We start from the raw sequence: 19,083 nt of genomic DNA on the forward strand, positions 1-19,083 counted from the left end.
TTTATCTATCAGTAGGAGTGCATCTACACTGGTGTATGTGCCGCATGGGTCGGTTGTCGCGTGTGCGCACCACAACAACATCACGGACGGGATAACAATCAGGGAGCGCCTCATGGTTCAGAATACCTCTGCACTGCTCGATCAAGAGATCGATTTTGCTGACGACGAGCAACTGGTCTCCACCACAGATATGCGCGGTATCATCACCTACGCCAACGATCACTTCTGCCGGGTTGCCGGCTACAGTCGGGAAGAGTTAATCGGCCACCCCCATAACATGGTGCGCCATCCCGACATGCCCAAGGCCGCCTTTGCCGATCTCTGGCAACACCTCAAGGCCGGTCAGGCCTGGCGGGAGCTGGTGAAAAACCGCTGCAAGGATGGCCGCTATTACTGGGTCGATGCCTACGTCACCCCCATCTATGAACAGGGCAAGATGTGTGGCTACCAGTCGGTGCGCTGCCGCACCGACAGTCGCACCAAGGAGATTGCCAGCCGCCTCTATGCCGATCTGCGCAAGCATGAGCGCCACTCCACCAAGAGTCGGCGGCTGTTGCCGCTGCTGCTGCCGTGGGCCATCACTGGCCTGATGCTGTTAGCCCTTGCGGTGCTGGTCTGGCAGGCCGGGCCACTGGGCGCGCTATGGGTGATGTTGCCGCTGCTGCTGGTGGCGGCCCTCACCTATCGCCAACTCTTTCAGACCTCGCGTTTTCTGGGTCAGTTGCAGGGTGAGTATGACAGCGTCAGCCGGCTCATCTATTCGGGGGATGCCCCGCATAGCATTGCCGACTTCCACATCAAGCTGTGGCAGGCTCGGATCCGCACCGTGCTTGGTCGGGTCGATGATGCCACCCTTTCCCTCAAGACATTGGCCAACGATCTGAGCCACTCATCGACCATGGCCAGCCGGGATATTGCCACTCAGGACATGCAGATCCAGCAAGTCGCCACGGCCGTGACCCAGATGGCATCGGCGGCCACCGAGATCACCCGCAATATCGAAGAGACCAGTCAGCAGATCAGCGAGGCGCGCCACCACAGCCTGCAAACCGACGCCCAACTGACCGAGGCGGGCAGCGAGATGGATAACCTGGCCAAACAGGCCCAGCAGGCATTCCAGTCAGCGGTCGAGCTGGCCAACGAGTCTGAGCGCATTGGCAACATCATGAGTGAAATCCAAGGGATTGCCGATCAGACCAACCTGCTGGCCCTCAACGCCGCGATTGAGGCCGCGCGCGCCGGCGAACAGGGGCGTGGTTTTGCCGTGGTGGCCGACGAGGTGCGCAGCCTATCGACCCGCACCCACAAGGCCACCGAGCAGATCCAGGGGAGTATCGGCCACATCCAGCACACCCTCGGCCAGTGGAAGGAGATGATGCATCACAATCTGGATCAAACCCGCTCCTGCCTGGAGACCACCCGGGCCGGCTCGGAGAACCTGCATCAGGTGCTCGATGAGATCGACAAGATCACCGAGTTCTCCACCCAGATCTCGTCGGCCACTCACGAGCAGCAGGCGGTGATCGAGGAGATCAGCCGCAACGTGAACCAGATTTCGGCCCTCTCCCACGACAACAGCATCAAGATCGACGGCGTCAGCGCCAGCAGTGAGAGCCTGCTGGTCAAGGCCAATCAGCTCAAGGAGCTCAGCCGCACCTTCGGCTGACCCTTGCGGGCCCACCTTGCCACACGCACAATGGGGCCTCACACAGTGAGGCCCCATGACTTCTCAGGAACGCATCGAAACCCTGCTTGCCCTCGTCCCGCCTGGCCGGGTGGTCACCTATGGTCAAGTGGCGGATCTTGCCGGCCTGCCGGGCCGTGCCCGACTGGTCGGCCGGGTGCTAAAGACCACCAGCAAGAGCCTGCCCTGGCACAGGGTGCTCGGCGCTAACGGCAAGATCTCGCTGCCCGCAGGCTCCAGAGGCCATATAGAGCAGATAGGGAAATTACAAGAAGAGGGGGTGCCCGTCATCGGCGGGCGGGTGCGGCTGCGTGAATGGCAGTGGCAACCTAGTCTGGCCGAGCTGCTGTTTCTGCTGCCCTTCTAGCACCAGCGCCGCACCTGCTGGCAATAGCGCTCATAATCAGCCCCGAAACGCCGCCCGAGCGCCTGCTCCTCACGCGGGATCTGCAATCTGTCCATCCAGAGCCAGAACAGCATCGCACCCCACCAGCCACCGCCCAGCCATAGCGCCCACAGCAACAGAAGCAACAAGACCCCCAGATACATAGGATTGCGGCTGTAGCGATAAACACCGCTGATGACCAGTGCGCTGGAGCGATCGGGGCGGTGCGGATCCACCGTGGTCCCGACGCGACGAAACCCCAGCAGGGCACCGACCCCCAAGAGGACAGCCAGCCCCCACAGCAGCACCGCAAGCAGCCAGCTCCCCCTCCCCCACTCTTCCCCTCCGAGAGGGAGCCCCCACTGCATCAACCAGGCGCACAGCAGGGCCACCAGAGGAGGAGGAAGCAGTGACATTTTCATCATTATTCCACCTCCCATTCAATATGCATGTTAATCGTTTTCCTACTTTGTTTTAAGCAGTTAGACTGACCAAGGCCTCGCTTGCGACTCAGCATTATGTCCGGCGCAGACCACTGACTCAACGACACCATGACAGGGAATATCATGAGCAAGAAGACGTTACTCGCCACCCTCATCATCGGCCTGCTGTCAGGCCAGGCTTATGCCGCCCCCTACCTGCCGCAGGCCAACGATCATCGCAACGGCCAGGAGTTCGCTGCCGCCAACGCTTGGCTCGAAGTGAATGTGACCACCTTCGAGCGCAACATTCAGACCCTCAAGGAGCGCCTCGGCGAAAAAGGCCCGCAGATCTGCGCCATCATGAAGGCCGACGCCTACGGCCATGGCATCGATCTGCTGATCCCCTCCGTGGTCAAGGCCGGCATCCCCTGCATCGGCATCGCCAGCAATGAAGAGGCCCGCGTCGCCCGCGAGAAGGGGTTCGATGGCCGCCTGATGCGGGTTCGCGCCGCCAGCCCGCAAGAGGTGGAAGCCGCCCTGCCCTACAAGATGGAGGAGTTGGTCGGCAGTCTGGAGAGCGCCCGGCAGATGGCAGAGATTGCACAGCGCCACCATACCACCATTGCCTATCATCTGGGCCTCAACTCTGCCGGCATGAGCCGCAATGGCCTAGATCTGCGCCAAGATAATGCCAAGCAGGACGCCCTCGATCTGCTCAAACTCAAAGGGCTGCAAGTGGTCGGTATCATGACCCACTTCCCGGTCGAGGAGAAAGAGGACGTCAAACAAGGCTTTGCCCAGTTTCAGATCGACACCCAGTGGCTCATCGCCGCCGGCAAGCTCGATCGCAGCAAGCTGACCCTGCACTGCGCCAACTCCTTTACCACCCTGGAGGTGCCGCAGGCGCATCTGGACATGGTGCGTCCGGGCGGCATCCTCTATGGCGACACCATCCCCTCCTACACCGAGTACCAGAAAGTGATGACCTTCAAGACCCGGGTCGCCTCGGTCAACCACTATCCGCAAGGGAACACGGTGGGCTATGACCGCACCTACACCCTCAAGCGCGACTCCCTGCTCGCCAACCTGCCACTCGGCTACTCCGACGGCTACCGCCGTGCGCTCAGCAACAAGGCCTATGTATTGGTGGGGGGGCAGAAGGCGCCAGTGGTCGGCAAGACCTCGATGAACACCATCATGGTGGACGTGACGGACATCAAGGGGGTCAAGCCGGGGGACGAAGTGGTGCTGTTTGGCCGCCAGGGCAACGCCGAGGTGAAGCAGGCGGATCTGGAGGAGTACAACGGCGCCCTGCTGGCCGACATGTACACCATCTGGGGCTACACCAATCCGCGTATCATCACGCGCTGATACAACAAGGGCTCCCGCGGGAGCCCTTCTCGTTTATTCGCTGGCCTTGGCCGGCTTGTCGCCACGGGTCAGCCACAGGCTAAGCCCCATGGAGGCCACTAGAATGAGGGCCACCACGCCAAGCGCAATCCCGGTCGGGATCTTGAACAGATCCAGCAGCAGCATCTTGACCCCGATAAACATCAGGATCAGCGCCAGCCCGTATTTGAGCAGGGCAAAGCGCTCGGCCACCCCGGCCAGCAGGAAGTACATGGCGCGCAGCCCCATGATGGCGAAAATGTTAGAGGTGAGCACGATGAAGGGATCGGTGGTCACCGCGAAGATGGCCGGAATGCTGTCCACCGCGAAGATGAGATCGCTCACCTCCACCAGCACCAGAATGAGCAGCAGCGGCGTGGCATAGCGAACCCCGTCGCGCCAGACGAAGAAGCGCTCCCCCTCCAGAGTCTCGGTCACCTTGAAGCGGCGGCGCATCCAGCCGAGCAAGGCGTTGTTCTCAAGATCCGGCTCCTTGTCGGCCGCCCACAGCATCTTGGCGCCGGTCAGCAGCAAGAAGGCACCGAAGAAATAGAGGATCCAGTGGAACTGCTCGATGAGCCAGCTACCGGCGAACACCATGCCGGCGCGCATCACGATGGCACCCAACACACCGTAGAGCAGCACCCGGCGCTGTAACTCGGCCGGAATGGCGAAGTAGCCAAACAGCATCAACCAGACGAAGACGTTATCGACCGCCAGCGCCTTCTCGATGAGGTAGCCGGTGAGAAACTCCAACCCCTTCTGATTGGCCAGCTCACGCCCGGCACTGTGATCGAGCCAGAGCCAGATGGCCAGGTTGAACAAGAGCGCCACACTGATCCAGACCAGCGACCAGATGCCCGCCTCTTTGAGCGATACCTTGTGCGCCTTGCCACCACCGACAAAGCGCAAGTCAATCCATAACAGGGCCAGCACTATGCTGAAAAAACCGGCCCACATCCACCATTCACCCATTTTTCACTTCTCCAAAAACGAAAAAACCCACGACCGAGAGGCGTGGGTTTGCGTTTGGAGCAGATACACCTTGCCTCTCGGCAAGGTCTCACTTACAGCTGACGGTCAATCAACTGCCCGGCTGCCGGGTGCACTGTAGGACATGGATGCACCGTAATGACGACAAACCGGCGAGAAGTTACTCCCCTTGTGGGGCGCACAATAGCAGGGAGCCGGGTGGCCGCCAAGCGCGAAATGCAGCAGAAATAAAAAAGGAGGCCGAAGCCTCCCTTAGTGACAACACAGATTCAAAGCGGATCGACCTTGAGGCAAGAGACCGCATGCGTAAAGTTCCCCTCTAGCATGGGGCGGGTCTTGGCACACTCAGGCCCCGCCTCGGGGCAGCGGGTGCGAAACACGCAGCCCGAGGGCGGGTTCATCGGCGAGGGGAGATCCCCCTCCAAGATCTGGATGACCTTGCTGCGCTCCCGCGCCGGATCTGGCACCGGCACCGCCGACATCAGCGCCTTGGTGTAAGGGTGCAGCGGGTTGGCGTAGATCTCCTTGCCCTCCCCCAGCTCCACCGCGTTCCCCAGGTACATCACCAGCACCCGATCCGAGATGTGTTTGACCACCGACAGATCGTGGGCGATGAAGATGAGCGACAGCCCCATCTCCCTTTGCAGGGACTTGAGCAGGTTCACCACCTGGGCCTGGATTGAAACATCGAGCGCCGACACCGGCTCGTCGCAGATGATCATCTTGGGCTCGAGGATCAGTGCCCGGGCGATGCCGATGCGCTGGCACTGGCCGCCGGAAAACTCGTGGGGATAGCGGTTCACCAAGTTCGGCAGCAGCCCCACCTTGCTCATCATGGCACGCACCTTCTCCTTCACCTCCTCCCTGGGGAGCTTGGGATAGAAGGTGATGAGGGGCTCGGCGATGATGTCGCCTATGGTCATGCGCGGGTTGAGCGAGGCCAGCGGGTCTTGGAAGATCATCTGGATCTCTTTACGCTTCTCACGCAGCGCCTTCTGCTCGAGCTGGGTCAGATCCTGCCCCAGCCACACCACCTTGCCGTCGGTGGCCGGCACCAGCCCGATGATGGCGCGGGCGAAAGTGGACTTGCCACAACCGGATTCGCCCACCACGCCGAGGGTCTCCCCCTCGTAGAGGCGCAGGCTCACCCCATCCACCGCCTTGAGGGTGCCGGGCTTGGCCCACGGCCACCCCTTCTCCTGCTTGATGGCAAAATGCACCTTGAGATCGCTCACCTCGAGCAGCAGCTTCTTCTCGACCGTCATACCGCCTCCTTGCCGATGACCTCAGACACCCAGTGGCAGGCGCGCTGGCGCCCATCGCCAAACGGCGTCAGCCGTGGGGACTCGCTGCGACAGATGTCGCTCACCCGGTGGCAGCGCTCCTGGAAGGGGCAGCCGGCGGGCAGACGCAGCAGGTTGGGCGGGTTGCCCGGTATGGTCGGCAGCTCAGCGCCCTGGCTGTCGAGGCGGGGAATGGCCTTGAGCAGCCCCTCGGTGTAGGGGTGGCTCGGGCGATAGAAGATGTCATCCACTCGGCCGTACTCCATGGTGCGGCCGGCATACATCACCAGCACCTTGTCGCAGAGGCCGGCCACCACCCCGAGATCGTGGGTGATCATGATGATGGCGGTGTTGAACTCGCGCTTGAGCTCCCCCATCAGCGCCATGATCTGGGCCTGCACCGTCACATCGAGCGCCGTGGTCGGCTCATCAGCGATGAGCAGCTGCGGTCGGCACAGGAGGGCCATGGCGATCATCACCCGCTGGCGCATACCGCCGGAAAATTCGTGCGGATACATGCCCATGCGCCGGCGCGCCTCGGGGATCTTGACCGCATCGAGCATGCGTACCGACTCCTCGAACGCCGCCGCCTTGGTCATCCCCTTGTGCAGCATCAGCACCTCCATCAGCTGATCCTTGACCTTCATGTAGGGGTTGAGCGAGGTCATGGGGTCCTGGAAGATCATGGCAATCTTCTCGGCGCGGATACGGTTGAGCTTGGATTCGGGCAGGTTGAGGATCTCTTCGCCCTGAAACTTGGCCGAGCCGGTGATGACGCCGTTCTTGGCCAGCAGCCCCATGATGGCAAAGGCGGTCTGTGACTTGCCGGAGCCGGATTCACCGACGATGCCGAGGGTCTCCCCCGCCGTCAGCGAGAAGTTGAGGTCGTTCACGGCCACCACGTTGCCGTCCGGGGTCTTGAACTCCACCCGCAGATCGTTCACATCAAGCAGTTTCATCGTCTCTCCTTAACGATCCTTCGGGTCGAGGGCGTCGCGCAGACCGTCCCCGAGGAAGTTGAAGCAAAACAGGGTCACCACCATGAAGCCAGCGGGGAACAGCAGCTGCCACGGGGCCACCTCCATCGCCTTGGAGCCCTCATCGAGCAGGGCCCCCCAACTGGTCATCGGCTCCTGCACCCCGAGGCCGAGAAAGCTCAGGAAGGACTCGAACATGATCATGCCCGGCACCAGCAAGGTGGCGTAGACCGCCACGATACCGAGCACGTTCGGCACGATATGGCGGGTGATGATCTTCCACTTGGAGACGCCGCAGACGTGGGCCGCCTCGATGAACTCCTTGCTCTTGAGGCTTAAGGTCTGGCCGCGGACAATTCGCGCCATATCGAGCCAGCTCACCGCCCCGATGGCGAGGAAGATGAGCGCCAGATTGCGGCCGAAGAAGGTCACCAGCATGATGACGAAGAACATGAAGGGGAAGGCGTTGAGGATCTCCAGCACCCGCATCATCAGGCTGTCGACCCGTCCACCGATGAAGCCCGAGGCGGCGCCATAGAGGGTGCCGATAAGCACCGCCACCAGGGCCCCCAGTATGCCGACCATCAGCGAGATGCGCCCGCCAAGCAGGGTGCGCACGAACAGATCGCGCCCCAGGCTGTCGGTGCCGAACCAGTGGCCACTCTCCCAATCGGGGCCGCTTTGCATGGCGCCCCAGTCCGGATCATCGAAGGTGTACTGGGACAGGTGCGGCCCCACTATCACCGCCAAGGTGATGAGGGTCAGGATAATGAGGCTGGTCAGGGCCGCCTTGTTGCGTAGGAAACGGCGCCGGGCATCCTGCCACAGTGAGCGCCCCTCCACCTCCATCTGCTGTGCGAAGGCCATCACCTCCGCCCGCTTTTGTGTGTTGACTACCATGTCGCGCCCCCTCAGTAACGGATCTTCGGGTCGATGAAGGCATAGAGGATATCGACCACGGCGTTGAAGGTGATGGTCAGGGCCCCGACCAAGATGGTCAGGCCAAGCACCATGGAGTAGTCACGGTTGAGCGCCCCGTTGACAAACAGCTGGCCGATCCCCGGCAAGCCGAAGATGGTCTCGATCACCACAGAGCCCGTGATGATGCCGACAAACGCCGGGCCAAGATAGGAGACCACCGGCAGCATGGCCGGACGCAGAGCGTGCCTTAAGATGATGTGGCGCAGCGGCAACCCCTTGGCGCGGGCGGTGCGGATGAAGTTGGCGTTCATGGTCTCGATCATGCTGCCGCGCATGATGCGGGAGATGGCCGAGATGTAATACATCATCATGCCAAGCACCGGCAGCACCATGAACTGGATGCCGCCGCCCTGCCAGCCACCGGCCGGCAGCCAGCCGAGGTGAATACTGAAAAAGAGCACCAGCAGGGGCGCCAGCACGAAGCCGGGGATCACCACCCCGGCCATGGCCGACGACATCAGCAGATAGTCGATGAGGGTGTTCTGTTTGAGCGCCGCTATGGTGCCGAAGGTCACCCCGAGCAGCACGGCCAGCACAAACGCCGCCGAGCCAATCTTGGCCGACACCGGCAACGCCTGGCTCACCAGATCGTTGACGGAGAAGTCCTTGTACTTAAACGAGGGGCCGAGATCCCCCTGCACCAGGTTGCCCAAGTAGGTGAGGTACTGCATCCCGATCGGCTTATCGAGACCGTACTTGGCCTCGATGTTGGCCATCACCTCGGGGGGCAGGGAGCGCTCGCTGCTAAAGGGGTTGCCGGGGGCAAAGCGCATCATGAAAAACGAAACGGTGATCAGCACCAATAGGGTTGGAATGGCTTCCAACAGGCGCCGCAGAATAAATTTCAACATAGACAATACCAGTCCTGATTTGCTTCCAGAGGGTCGCGTTGTAATGGGGGCTCGCAGGCCCCCGGTTTGTTATGCGACGCGTGACATCAATGGGCGATGATGTACATGTCCTTGCTGTAGAGGTTATCCAGCGGGTTGGCCGGATAACCGCCCACATAGGGCTTGACCATGCGCGGGGTGACGTACTGGTAGATGGGGATGATCGGCATGTCCTTGGCGAGGATCGCCTCGGCCTGAACATAGAGCTGGTTGCGCGCCTCGGCATCCACTTGGTTGCGCGACTCCACCATCAGCTTGTCGTAGTCGGCGTTGGAGTACTTGCCGTCGTTGTTGCCGTGGGTGGTCTGCATCAGATCCAGCATGGAGGAGGCCTCGTTATAGTCGGCGTTCCAACCGGCACGGGCCACGTCAAACTGCCCCTGTTTCTTGGTCTCGAGGTAGGTCTTCCACTCTTGGTTCACCAGGCTCACCTGCACGCCGAGCTTCTTCCACATGGAGGCCACCGCTACCGCCACCTTCTTGTGGTTGTCGTCGGTGTTGTAAAGCAGCTCGAACTTAAGCGGCTTGCCCGGGCCGAAACCGGCCTCGGTCAGCAGCGCTTTTGCCTTGGCGTCGCGCTCGGCCTGAGTCAGCTTGGACCAAGGCTGGGCCACCGGCTTGAACCCATCCACATAGTCGGGGGTCAGGCCATAGGCGGGCGTCTGCCCCTGCCCCATCACCTTGTCGGCGATGACGTCGCGATCGATGGCATAGGAGAGCGCGGTGCGCACTCGCACGTCATCGAACGGCTTGTGCTTGAAGTTGTAGTTGTAGTAGTAGGTGGAGACCAGACCGGTCACCTGCAACTCGCTCGGGTAATCCTTCTTGAGCTGCTTGAAACGCTCGATCGGCGTGGTGTAAGTCAGATCCACCTCACCGGCCAGATAGCGGCTCAGCTCGGCGTTGGTGGATTGGATCGGCAGGTAGGTTACCTGGTTAATGACGGTCTTGCCGTCGTTCCAATACTGCTTGTTGCGCTCGAGGGCGATCCGCTCGTTGACCACCCACGTCTTCAACACATAGGCACCGTTGGAAACCATGTTGCCGGGTTGGGTCCATTTGTCACCAAACTGCTCGATTGCCTTCTTCGGCACCGGATAGGTGGTGGTGTGAGAGAGCATGCTGACGAAATAGGGGATCGCCTTCTCTAGCTGCACCTCGAAGGTGTGATCGTCGCTCGCCTTCACCCCGAGGGTATCCACCGGCTGCTTGCCCGCGATGATCTCAGTGGCATTGACGATGGTGGGCATCTCCAAATACCAGGAGTAGGGAGACGCGGTCTTGGGATCGACGGCGCGTTGGAACGCATAGACAAAGTCGTGAGCGGTGACCGGTTCACCGTTTGACCACTTGGCGTCCTTACGCAGGTGGAATACGTAGTGCTTGTTATCCTTGGTCTCCCAGGACTCGGCTACCCCAGGCAACACCTCTCCCTTGGGGCCTGAGTTGACCAACCCCTCGAACAGATCGCGCAGGATATTGGATTCAGGCACGCCCTCCACCTTCTGTGGATCTAATGTGGCAGGCTCGGAGCCGTTGCCTTTGACCAGCACTTGCTCCGGCGCCAGCTTGGTGCCGGCAGGAACATCGGCGGCCTGAACTGAACCACCGAACAGGGCTGCAACCAACAGGGTATTTATCATCGTTTTATGGTGAGTCATTTCCATACTCCAACAAGAACATTCCATGCTTGTATCCATTTGCGAGCAAAGTGCCCCGCCCTAGCATAATTCACTGCACTATGGGCTAATGCAATATGCGGTAATGAGTTCAACGCTGGTTTCCTGGCAAGATATTCAGCTAAGAACGCAAAGGACAGGATTTTCTCAGGCAAAGGAGTTTGTTTTCTGAACAAACCGATCAATTCTAGAAAATCCGTCTGCGAAAGGAAACCAATAAAAAAGCCGGCTCAATGCCGGCTTTTCACACTCAAGCGTGGTTATTGCAACACGGGGAACATCGCTTTAATGCCGGCCACCATGATCTCGATACCGAGCGCCATCATGATAAGGCCCATGATACGGGTCACCACGTTGATACCGGTATTGCCCATCAGCTTGAACAGCAGGGGGGCGGCACGAAAGATGAGCCAAGAGCAGAACGAGAAGATCACCACCACGATGGACATGCCGATGAACTGCTGCCAGTGACTCTGGCTGGCATAAACGATAACCGAGGAGATAGCCCCCGGCCCCGCCATCAGTGGCAGCGCCAACGGCACCACGGCGATCGATTCACGGGCCGCCAGTTCACCCTTTTCCTGCTTGTTGTGACGCACCTCGCCGAGCTTACCTTGCAGCATCGACCAGGCGATCAAGGTGATAAGCGATCCACCGGCAATGCGAAACGAGGCGAGCGAGATCCCGAAGGCATCCAGAATATGCTGACCAAGAAACATGGAGACCAGCAGGATAATCATCACCGCCAGGTTGGCCGTCGTATTGGTCTTCATCCGCTCCACCGGCGTCTGATGGTTCGTCAGACTGACGAAGACCGGCAGCAACCCCAGTGGATTGATGATGGCGATGAGGCCGATGAAAAATTTCAAATAGAGAGAAAAATCGATTGCTGCCATAGCGTCCCGTTCACAGTCAGTCGGTAATGATCCATAAATCGCGCGTCAATCTACATCAAGCCGGCAGGCGGCACCAATGAGATAAACTGTGTATTCAGCCACCCGTCAGATAAGCCAAGCTAATGACATACAATTCATTAACCATCCACTGAGCCCCTAACACCTATCAAATCGCTCACCTCGTAAACAAATGCAACCGTGCATTTACAATCTTGGTGACCGCATCCAGTTGAGTATCACGAACGGTGGGCATCTAGGCCTCTCCATCATGGATGACGCGAGAGAACGTTATTAAATGACCAGTTTTCCCGCATTCCCCCCCCGAATCACCGGATCGATTCAAGCTGGGTTCAGCCCGTACATGGTTATGTTGCACCTCAATAATTCATTGTTTTAAATTGATTTTTTTCTAACCCACTAAAACTCTATTCCGGGTGGCTCGGTTGCTGAAAAGAAATTTCTTTTGTACTTTTGTTACATTTGACCAGGATCAAATTCTTCTCTCCCTCCCCCCCCTACAATCGATGTCGAAAGCGGTTTAATAAGCTATGCAATACCCCTGCGGGGGAGAATTTGAGTTGACACGGCATCTATACTTGCCGAACCTCGGATGCAGCGTCGTAGCAACGTCTTATTAAACAGTTTTCAAAAAATCATCAGGAGATGACATCTATGGCAGTAACCAATCTGGCAGAACTGGATGCACTGGTCGCCCGTGTGAAGGCAGCTCAACGCGAGTTCGCTACCTTCTCTCAAGAGCAAGTTGACCAGATCTTCCGTGCCGCCGCCCTGGCCGCCAACAACGCCCGTATCCCGCTGGCCCAAATGGCCGTTGAAGAATCCGGTATGGGTATCATCGAAGACAAGGTGATCAAGAACCACTTCGCCTCCGAGTACATCTATAACAAGTACAAGGATGAGAAGACCTGTGGCATCCTCAGCGAGGATGACGAGTTCGGTACCATCACCATCGCCGAGCCGGTAGGTATCATCTGCGGTATCGTTCCGACCACCAACCCGACCTCCACCGCCATCTTCAAGTCTCTGATCTCTCTGAAGACTCGTAACGCCATCATCTTCTCCCCGCACCCCCGTGCCAAGAACTCCACCAACGCCGCTGCCAAGCTGGTGCTGGATGCAGCCGTTGCCGCCGGTGCCCCGAAAGACATCATCGGCTGGATTGACCAACCCTCTGTTGAGCTCTCCAACGCCCTGATGAAGCACGAAGACATCAACCTGATCCTGGCCACTGGTGGCCCGGGCATGGTGAAGGCTGCTTACTCCTCCGGTAAGCCGGCCATCGGTGTGGGTGCCGGTAACGTGCCTGTTGTCATCGACGAAACCGCCGATGTGAAGCGTGCCGTGGCCTCCATCCTGATGTCCAAGACCTTTGACAACGGTGTGGTCTGTGCCTCCGAGCAAGCCGCCATCGTGGTTGATGCCGTGTATGACCAAGTGAAAGAGCGTTTCGCCACTCACAACGGTTATGTGCTGAGCAAAGAAGAAGCGGACAAGGTTCGTAAGGTCATCCTGATCAACGGTGCCATGAACGCCAATATCGTCGGCCAGCCGGCGACCAAGATCGCCGAGATGTCCGGCGTGACCGTGCCCCCCACCACCAAGATCCTCATCGGTGAAGGTCTGGAAGTGTGTGAAGCCGAAGAGTTTGCTCACGAGAAGCTCTCTCCGACCCTGGGTCTGTTCCGTGCCAAGGACTTTGAAGAAGCCGTCGAGATGGCCTGCAAGATGGTCAACCTGGGTGGTATCGGCCACACCTCCGGTCTGTACACCGACCAGGACCGCAACGCCGACCGCATCAAGTACTTCGGCGACAAGATGAAGACCGCCCGTATCCTCATCAACACCCCGACCACTCAGGGTGGTATCGGTGACCTGTATAACTTCGCCATTGCACCGTCCTTGACGCTGGGTTGCGGTTCCTGGGGTGGTAACTCCATCTCCGAAAACGTGGGTCCCAAGCACCTGATCAACAAGAAGACAGTCGCAAAACGGGCAGAAAATATGCTGTGGCACAAACTTCCGAAATCCATCTACTTCCGTCGTGGTTCCCTGCCGATCGCCCTGGGCGACCTGGAAGGTAAGAAGCGCGCCATGGTCGTGACCGACCGCTTCCTGTTCAACAACGGCTATGCCGACGAAGTAGTTCGTCTGCTCAAGGGCCTTTCGATGGAAGTGGAAGTCTTCTACGAAGTGGAAGCCGACCCGACCCTGACCGTCGTCCGTAAGGGCGCCGAGATGGCAAACTCCTTCAAGCCGGACGTGATCATTGCCCTGGGTGGTGGTTCGCCGATGGATGCTGCCAAGATCATGTGGGTGATGTACGAGCATCCGGATACCGCCTTCGAAGATCTGGCCATGCGCTTCATGGACATCCGCAAGCGTATCTACAAGTTCCCGAAGATGGGCGTGAAGGCCGAACTGGTCTGCATCACCACCACTTCCGGTACCGGCTCCGAAGTCACTCCGTTCGCCGTTGTGACCGACGATGCTACCGGCGTGAAGTACCCGCTGGCTGACTACGAGCTGACCCCGAACATGGCCATCGTTGACGCCAACCTGGTCATGGGTATGCCGAAGTCCCTGTGCGCCTTCGGTGGTATCGACGCCGTGACCCACGCGATGGAAGCTTACGTCTCTGTACTGGCTAACGAGTACTCCGACGGTCAAGCCCTGCAAGCCCTGAAGCTGCTGAAGGAGTACCTGCCCTCTAGCTACCTGAACGGCGCCAACGACCCGGTTGCCCGCGAGAAGGTGCACAACGCAGCCACCATCGCCGGTATCGCGTTCGCCAACGCCTTCCTGGGTGTCTGCCACTCCATGGCTCACAAGCTGGGTGCCGAGTTCCACATCCCGCACGGTCTGGCCAACGCCCTGCTGATCAGCAACGTCATCCGCTACAACGCGAACGACAACCCGACCAAGCAGACTGCGTTCTCCCAGTACGACCGTCCGCAGGCTCGCCGTCGCTACGCCGAAGTAGCTGACCACCTGGGTCTGACCGCCGCTGGTGACCGTACCGCCGCTAAGATCGAGAAGCTGCTGGTATGGCTGGACGAGCTCAAAGCCACTCTGGGCATCCCGGCCTCCATCCGCGAAGCCGGTGTGAACGAAGCTGACTTCCTGGCTGCTGTTGACCAGCTCGCCGTAGAAGCCTTCGATGACCAGTGCACTGGCGCCAACCCGCGCTACCCGCTGATCAGCGAGCTGAAGGCCATCCTGCTGGATACCTACTACGGCCGCCCCTTCACCGAAGGTGCCGTAGCCGCAGAAGCGCCGAAGGCCGAGAAAGCGGAAGGCAAGAAGAAGAGCAAGGCCTGATAACCTCGCCTGAATAGATGAAAGCCCGCGCACTGCGCGGGCTTTTCTTTTGTGCCATCTCATTAACCTTGCTAGGTTTTATCTAACACGGCACAACAGAAAGGGGGGCGCATGGCGCTCGTCCAGGCATCGATAGAGCAACTCAGGGTTGGGCACTACGTTCACCTGCCAGGGGGCTGGCATAACCACCCCTTTCTGTTCAACGCCTTCAAGATAAAGGACGAAGAGCAGCTCAACATCATCCGCCATTTAGACACCACCCTGCTGGTCATGGTGGATGTCGACAAGAGCGACCTTCCCTTGGCTACGCTCATTGAAACTGAGCGTGAACCCACCCACGTTCCCCAGCACGACGACAACCCGTTTACCTCCCCCCTGCCCCTGTTCGATGAGAAGGCATTTCGCCGCTCGATGCGGGTGGCCGAGAAAGCGTTCAGCCAGTCGGTTTCCGATCTGCGCAATGCGCTGGGAGCGCTCAACCTCAAGCCAGACGAGGGGCTCGCCAACACAGCCCAGATAGTGCGCAGCACCGCAGTTCAAATTGCCAACCATGAGGGGCCGCTTGGGTTGCACCTTATCCGCATCCATCAGGGCGATCCCCTGCTGCACCACAGCCTCAACGTCGCCTACCTGGCCATGTTGATGGGGCGTGAGTTAGGAATGGCTCCGATGGACATAGAAGCTGTCGGGCTGGCGGGGCTGATCCATGACATCGGCGAGCTGCGCATCCCCACCCAAATCACTCAAAAGCGAGGTGAACTCAGCAAGGCCGAGATTAACTTCCTGCGCATGCACCCCCAATACGGTTTCGACATGCTCAACCAGCTTGATGCCTTTGAGCCCAAGATCCGGCTGGTGGCACTGCAACATCATGAACGGCTCGATGGTAGTGGTTACCCCAAGGGGCTCAAGGGGGACGAAATTTCACCGCTGGCACGTATCATCGGGCTGACCGACCACTACGACGAGCTGCTGCATCCCAGAGCCAGCGGCCTGCCTGCCCCGCCCAATCTGGTGGTTGCCCAGCTCTACAAGCTCTCGGCCGGGCGCTTCGATCCCCATCACGTCAAGCTGCTCATCAAGCTGCTGGGGATCTACCCCCCTGGTAGCCTGGTGCAGCTCTCCGATGAGAGCCTGGCACTGGTGCTCTCCACCGAGCCGAGCAACACCCTCAAGCCGAAGATCCTCCCCTTTATCAAGGGGCAGAAACCTGAGGGGGTCAGCATGGTGGATCTCAAGGAGGACGAGCGCAGCATACTGCGCGCACTCTCTCCCGATGATCTGGATGACGCACAGCGCCAGTTCTTCAACCTGACCCGCCGTTTTAGTTATTATTTCGCCTTCTGAGTTATCCCCAAAAGCTGGGGATAACTCATTGGACAAATCTGAATAATCCCCCTCAACCACCCATACCATGCCCTTGCCGGCCATGGGCAAAAAAACATCAGCAGATGAAGGGGTTATCCTCTTTCGAACCGAAACCGTCCGCCGACAATAAAAAAAGGCAGCCATCTGGCTGCCTTTTTTGCGTCGCGTGGCCCTTACAGGGTGGCGGCGATCTCGTCGGAGATGGAGCCGTTGTGGTACACCTCCTGCACATCGTCCAGATCTTCGAGCATGTCGATGAGGCGCATCAGCTTGGGCGCGCTGTCAGCATCCAGCTCGGCTTCGGTGGAGGGGATCATGGTCACTTCGGCGTTCTCAGCCTTAAAGCCAGCCGCTTCCAGGGCATCGAGTACCGCACCGAAGTCGTTCGGGGTGGTGTACACCTCGATGGTGTCATCCCCTTCACTCAGCACGTCGTCGGCACCGGCTTCCAGCGCCGCTTCCATCAGGGCATCCTCATCGGCACCGACATAAGTCAGCACCCCCTTCTTGCTGAACAGGTAAGAAACCGAACCATCGGTACCCAGGTTGCCGCCGCTCTTGCTAAAAGCGTGGCGCACTTCGGATACGGTACGGTTGCGGTTGTCGGTCAGGCACTCGACCATGACGGCGGTACCAGCCGGGCCGTAACCTTCGTAGATGATGGTTTCGAGCTGATCACCGTCGCCATCGCCGGCGCCACGAGCAATAGCGCGGTTGATGGTGTCGCGGGTCATGTTGTTGGACAGGGCGGCTGCCACCGCGGCACGCAGGCGCGGGTTGTTGGCAGGGTCGACGTCACCGATACGCGCCGAGGTGGTGATTTCACGGATCAGCTTGGTGAAAATTTTGCCGCGCTTGGCGTCCTGAGCCGCCTTACGGTGTTTGATGTTGGCCCATTTACTGTGACCTGCCATAAAAACTCTCCGTTATACTCTTTGAATTTCAATGATTTAACTGTTCAGTAAAACTGAACGGGCCGCACCCAGTGCGGCCTCGTGCCTTACTCGTCTGCCGAAACCGTGCTGGCAATCGCCAACTCACCCAGTTGGGCCGGATTGGCAAAACTCGGGGCGTCGGTCATCAGACAGGCAGCCGCCGTGGTTTTCGGGAAGGCAATGACGTCGCGGATGTTCTCGGTGCCGGTCAGCAGCATGCTGAGACGGTCGAGGCCAAACGCCAGCCCCGCGTGAGGCGGAGTACCATACTTGAGCGCATCGAGCAGGAAGCCGAACTTCAGACGCTGCTCTTCCGGGGTGATGCCCAGAATATCAAACACGGTGGCCTGCATCTCACCGCTGTGGATCCGCACCGAGCCGCCGCCCACTTCGTAGCCGTTGATGACCATATCATACGCATTGGCATAAGCCGCCAACGGATTGGCCTTGAGTTCGCTCGGGCTCAAGTTGCTCGGCGCGGTGAAGGGGTGGTGCATGGCAGCCAGACCGCCTTCGCCATCCTCTTCGAACATGGGGAAGTCGATGACCCACAGCGGCTTCCAGACGTTCTCCAGCAGCCCCAAATCGCGGCCCACCTTGAGGCGCAGGGCGCCCATGGCATCGCACACGACCTTCTTGCTGTCGGCGCCAAAGAAGATGATGTCACCATCAGCGGCGCCGGTGCGGGCCAGGATCTCACGCACGATGGCGTCGGTGAGGAACTTGGCCACCGGAGACTGTACCCCTTCGATGCCATTGGCAGCTTCGTTGACCTTCATCCAAGCCAAGCCCTTGGCACCATAGATGCCGACAAACTTGGTGTACTCGTCGATCTGCTTGCGAGACAGCTCGGCGCCGCCCGGTACCTTCAGCGCCGCCACGCGGCCCTTCGGATCGTTGGCCGGGCCGGCGAACACGGCAAACTCGACCGCGGTCAGCAGATCTGCCACATCAACCAGCTCCATCGGCAGGCGCAGATCCGGCTTGTCAGAGCCGAAGCGGCGCATCGCCTCATCGAAGGTCATGATGGGGAAGTCGCCGAGATCCACGTTCAGCACGTGCAGCCACAGTTTGCGGATCATCTCTTCCATGATTTCACGCACCTGCGGCGCGGTCATGAAGGAGGTCTCCACATCGATCTGGGTGAATTCCGGCTGGCGGTCGGCACGCAGGTCTTCGTCACGGAAGCACTTGACGATCTGGTAGTAACGATCGAAGCCAGACATCATCAGCAACTGCTTGAACAGCTGCGGAGACTGCGGCAGGGCGTAGAACTTGCCCTTGTGTACCCGGCTCGGCACCAGGTAGTCGCGCGCCCCTTCCGGCGTGGCCTTGGTCAGCATGGGGGTCTCGATGTCGAGGAAACCGTGCTCGTCCATGAAGCGGCGCACGAAGGCGCTAGCCTTGGCACGGGTCTTCAGATATTTGGCCATCTCGGGGCGACGCAAATCCAGGTAGCGATACTTGAGGCGGGCCTCTTCGCTGTTGACCTGGTTGAAGTCGATGGGCAGCGGCTCGGCGCGGTTGATGATGGTCAGGGTGTGGCCAAACACCTCGATGGCACCGGTCGCCATCTCGCCGTTGCGCTGGGACTCCGGACGCAGACGTACCACGCCCTCCACCTGGATGCAGAACTCGCCGCGCAGCTCGGACGCCTGGGCAAATGCCTCCGGCTTGTCCGGATCGAAGAACACTTGGACGATACCCTCGCGGTCGCGCATATCGATGAAGATGAGGCCACCCAGATCGCGGCGACGGTGCACCCAGCCACAAAGAGTAATGGTCTGCCCTTCATGGGCCTCGTTGACCTGTCCGCAATAATGTGTGCGCATGGACTTCTTCCTTCGAAAATGATGAGAGAC

The 19,083-nt window shown here is 59.5% G+C and carries 15 protein-coding genes; 5 read left to right on the forward strand and 10 right to left on the reverse strand.

Annotation, left to right across the window (positions count from 1 at the left end):
• The first annotated feature begins 112 nt into the window (after positions 1-112).
• Both FE240_RS11345 and FE240_RS11350 read left to right on the forward strand, forming a co-directional pair.
• Positions 113-1,666 carry a methyl-accepting chemotaxis protein gene (locus FE240_RS11345; protein ID WP_193001046.1) on the forward strand — a complete coding sequence of 518 codons (1,554 nt, stop codon included), beginning with the start codon at positions 113-115 and terminating at the stop codon, positions 1,664-1,666.
• A 55-nt stretch (positions 1,667-1,721) separates the two neighbouring features.
• A complete protein-coding gene (locus FE240_RS11350) occupies positions 1,722-2,051 on the forward strand; it encodes an MGMT family protein (RefSeq protein ID WP_193001048.1) in 330 nt (109 codons plus the stop codon).
• On the opposite strand, the gene FE240_RS11355 is transcribed toward FE240_RS11350, so the two are convergent.
• A complete protein-coding gene (locus tag FE240_RS11355) occupies positions 2,048-2,494 on the reverse strand; it encodes a methyltransferase family protein (protein WP_193001049.1) in 447 nt (148 codons plus the stop codon). The two genes, FE240_RS11350 and FE240_RS11355, sit on opposite strands and share 4 nt — an antisense overlap.
• A 141-nt stretch (positions 2,495-2,635) precedes the next feature.
• Here FE240_RS11355 and alr point away from each other — a divergent pair, with 141 nt between their 5' ends.
• The gene (gene alr, locus FE240_RS11360) at positions 2,636-3,862 is read left to right on the forward strand and encodes an alanine racemase (protein WP_193001051.1); all 1,227 of its coding nucleotides are present in this window, start codon (positions 2,636-2,638) and stop codon (positions 3,860-3,862) included.
• Between the two features lie 33 nt (positions 3,863-3,895).
• Here alr and FE240_RS11365 read toward each other — a convergent pair whose 3' ends face one another.
• From FE240_RS11365 to FE240_RS11395, 7 genes are all read right to left on the reverse strand, one after another.
• On the reverse strand, positions 3,896-4,855 hold the full coding sequence (locus tag FE240_RS11365; RefSeq protein WP_193001053.1) for a TerC family protein: 960 nt from the start codon (positions 4,853-4,855) through the stop codon (positions 3,896-3,898).
• A gap of 287 nt (positions 4,856-5,142) precedes the next feature.
• On the reverse strand, positions 5,143-6,138 hold the full coding sequence (gene oppF, locus FE240_RS11370) for a murein tripeptide/oligopeptide ABC transporter ATP binding protein OppF (protein ID WP_193001054.1): 996 nt from the start codon (positions 6,136-6,138) through the stop codon (positions 5,143-5,145).
• A complete protein-coding gene (oppD, locus tag FE240_RS11375; protein WP_193001055.1) occupies positions 6,135-7,115 on the reverse strand; it encodes an ABC transporter ATP-binding protein in 981 nt (326 codons plus the stop codon). The genes oppF and oppD overlap by 4 nt, the downstream gene beginning before the upstream one ends.
• A gap of 9 nt (positions 7,116-7,124) precedes the next feature.
• Positions 7,125-8,033 carry an oligopeptide ABC transporter permease OppC gene (gene oppC / locus FE240_RS11380; protein ID WP_193001056.1) on the reverse strand — a complete coding sequence of 303 codons (909 nt, stop codon included), beginning with the start codon at positions 8,031-8,033 and terminating at the stop codon, positions 7,125-7,127.
• Between the two features lie 11 nt (positions 8,034-8,044).
• Positions 8,045-8,965 carry an oligopeptide ABC transporter permease OppB gene (gene oppB / locus FE240_RS11385; protein WP_193001057.1) on the reverse strand — a complete coding sequence of 307 codons (921 nt, stop codon included), beginning with the start codon at positions 8,963-8,965 and terminating at the stop codon, positions 8,045-8,047.
• A gap of 86 nt (positions 8,966-9,051) precedes the next feature.
• Entirely contained in the window at positions 9,052-10,665 is a 1,614-nt protein-coding gene (locus FE240_RS11390; protein WP_193001058.1) for an ABC transporter substrate-binding protein, read from the reverse strand.
• A 278-nt stretch (positions 10,666-10,943) separates the two neighbouring features.
• Positions 10,944-11,579 carry a YchE family NAAT transporter gene (locus FE240_RS11395; protein WP_193001059.1) on the reverse strand — a complete coding sequence of 212 codons (636 nt, stop codon included), beginning with the start codon at positions 11,577-11,579 and terminating at the stop codon, positions 10,944-10,946.
• A gap of 672 nt (positions 11,580-12,251) precedes the next feature.
• Here FE240_RS11395 and adhE point away from each other — a divergent pair.
• Complete coding sequence (adhE, locus tag FE240_RS11400; protein ID WP_264293142.1) at positions 12,252-14,918, forward strand: bifunctional acetaldehyde-CoA/alcohol dehydrogenase; 2,667 nt, start codon at positions 12,252-12,254, stop codon at positions 14,916-14,918.
• Between the two features lie 111 nt (positions 14,919-15,029).
• Positions 15,030-16,265 carry an HD-GYP domain-containing protein gene (locus FE240_RS11405; RefSeq protein ID WP_193001063.1) on the forward strand — a complete coding sequence of 412 codons (1,236 nt, stop codon included), beginning with the start codon at positions 15,030-15,032 and terminating at the stop codon, positions 16,263-16,265.
• A 194-nt stretch (positions 16,266-16,459) separates the two neighbouring features.
• Here the strand turns inward: FE240_RS11405 and FE240_RS11410 are convergent, their stop codons facing one another.
• Together FE240_RS11410 and aspS are read right to left on the reverse strand one after the other, a co-directional pair.
• Positions 16,460-17,200 (reverse strand): YebC/PmpR family DNA-binding transcriptional regulator, encoded by a 741-nt coding sequence (locus tag FE240_RS11410; RefSeq protein ID WP_193001065.1) that lies wholly within the window; start codon positions 17,198-17,200, stop codon positions 16,460-16,462.
• A gap of 86 nt (positions 17,201-17,286) precedes the next feature.
• Positions 17,287-19,053 (reverse strand): aspartate--tRNA ligase, encoded by a 1,767-nt coding sequence (gene aspS, locus FE240_RS11415; protein WP_193001066.1) that lies wholly within the window; start codon positions 19,051-19,053, stop codon positions 17,287-17,289.
• Between the last annotated feature and the right edge of the window lie 30 nt (positions 19,054-19,083).

The sequence above is a fragment of the Aeromonas simiae genome (assembly GCF_014892695.1).
GTDB classification, from domain to species: domain Bacteria; phylum Pseudomonadota; class Gammaproteobacteria; order Enterobacterales; family Aeromonadaceae; genus Aeromonas; species Aeromonas simiae.

Bases quoted from the DNA above. Each gene is read 5' to 3' on its own strand.
- oppB (WP_193001057.1), bottom strand. From the start codon at position 8,965: ATGTTGAAATTTATTCTGCGGCGCCTGTTGGAAGCCATTCCAACCCTA.
- FE240_RS11350 (WP_193001048.1), top strand. From the start codon at position 1,722: ATGACTTCTCAGGAACGCATCGAAACCCTGCTTGCCCTCGTCCCGCCT.
- FE240_RS11345 (WP_193001046.1), top strand. From the start codon at position 113: ATGGTTCAGAATACCTCTGCACTGCTCGATCAAGAGATCGATTTTGCT.
- aspS (WP_193001066.1), bottom strand. From the start codon at position 19,053: ATGCGCACACATTATTGCGGACAGGTCAACGAGGCCCATGAAGGGCAG.
- FE240_RS11355 (WP_193001049.1), bottom strand. From the start codon at position 2,494: ATGATGAAAATGTCACTGCTTCCTCCTCCTCTGGTGGCCCTGCTGTGC.
- oppF (WP_193001054.1), bottom strand. From the start codon at position 6,138: ATGACGGTCGAGAAGAAGCTGCTGCTCGAGGTGAGCGATCTCAAGGTG.
- FE240_RS11390 (WP_193001058.1), bottom strand. From the start codon at position 10,665: ATGACTCACCATAAAACGATGATAAATACCCTGTTGGTTGCAGCCCTG.
- adhE (WP_264293142.1), top strand. From the start codon at position 12,252: ATGGCAGTAACCAATCTGGCAGAACTGGATGCACTGGTCGCCCGTGTG.
- alr (WP_193001051.1), top strand. From the start codon at position 2,636: ATGAGCAAGAAGACGTTACTCGCCACCCTCATCATCGGCCTGCTGTCA.
- FE240_RS11365 (WP_193001053.1), bottom strand. From the start codon at position 4,855: ATGGGTGAATGGTGGATGTGGGCCGGTTTTTTCAGCATAGTGCTGGCC.
- FE240_RS11395 (WP_193001059.1), bottom strand. From the start codon at position 11,579: ATGGCAGCAATCGATTTTTCTCTCTATTTGAAATTTTTCATCGGCCTC.
- oppC (WP_193001056.1), bottom strand. From the start codon at position 8,033: ATGGTAGTCAACACACAAAAGCGGGCGGAGGTGATGGCCTTCGCACAG.
- FE240_RS11410 (WP_193001065.1), bottom strand. From the start codon at position 17,200: ATGGCAGGTCACAGTAAATGGGCCAACATCAAACACCGTAAGGCGGCT.
- FE240_RS11405 (WP_193001063.1), top strand. From the start codon at position 15,030: ATGGCGCTCGTCCAGGCATCGATAGAGCAACTCAGGGTTGGGCACTAC.
- oppD (WP_193001055.1), bottom strand. From the start codon at position 7,115: ATGAAACTGCTTGATGTGAACGATCTGCGGGTGGAGTTCAAGACCCCG.